Origin of the sequence: Variovorax sp. CCNWLW186 (genome assembly GCF_037203865.1) — a bacterium.
GTDB lineage: Bacteria > Pseudomonadota > Gammaproteobacteria > Burkholderiales > Burkholderiaceae_C > Variovorax.
The window spans coordinates 1-750 of sequence record NZ_JBBCBO010000054.1 but is presented as its reverse complement, the minus strand read 5'-3'; the positions used below and the strand labels follow the sequence as shown (position 1 = coordinate 750).

At 61.6% G+C, this 750-nt stretch carries 1 protein-coding gene; it reads right to left on the bottom strand.

Annotated features, from left to right (window positions below; genetic code table 11):
- Positions 1 to 57: 57 nt before the first annotated feature.
- A complete protein-coding gene (locus V9K97_RS27245) occupies positions 58 to 681 on the bottom strand; it encodes a tyrosine-type recombinase/integrase (RefSeq protein ID WP_337321965.1) in 624 nt (207 codons plus the stop codon).
- Positions 682 to 750: the final 69 nt, after the last annotated feature.

Sequence of the window (750 nt, the reverse complement as noted above, 5' to 3'; positions counted from 1 at the left end):
ATCCGCCTTACCGCCGCAGCAAGGAGGACGGATCTGCGCTGCTCAATCGACGCTCGCTCAGATTTCTGTCTGCTCCGAGATCTCCAGGGCGTCATCCACCTCGATGCCCAGATATCTGACGGTCGACTCGAGCTTCGAATGGCCGAGCAGCAACTGCACCGCACGAAGGTTTCTCGTCCGCCGGTAGATCAGCGTAGCCTTCGTCCGCCGCATGGAGTGAGTTCCGTAGTCGGCAGGATCTAGTCCAAGCTCTCTGACCCAGCCACCCAGAATGCGGGCGTACTGCCGGGTGCCGAGGTGCGGCGAGCCGTGCATTCGGCTCGGGAACAGGAAGTCGTCCGATCGCAGGCCGATGCGCTGGATCCACGCATGCACAGCCTCTCGGGTTCCAGGCGTGAGCTCAAACTGCACCGGACGCTGGGTCTTGTGCTGCATCACCGTCGCCCGTGGTGCAACCTGCTCTCCGTGGCAGACGTCCCTGACCTTCAGGCTGACAAGATCGCAGCCGCGCAGCTTGCTGTCCAGGCCCAAGTTGAAGAGAGCCAGCTCGCGCACACGGCCCTCTAATTGCAGCCGTACCCGCAGCGCCCAAATGTCCTTGAGTTTGAAAGGTGCCTTCTGGCCGACGATCTTGCCCTTGTTCCAGGGCACTTTGCAGGTTGCAGTGTTTACTGATCCCATGATGGTCTCCCATCGAGTTGAGGGAGCCTCAGCATGCGCTGGCCGGACTGCAGCTGTCCTGGATGCAGC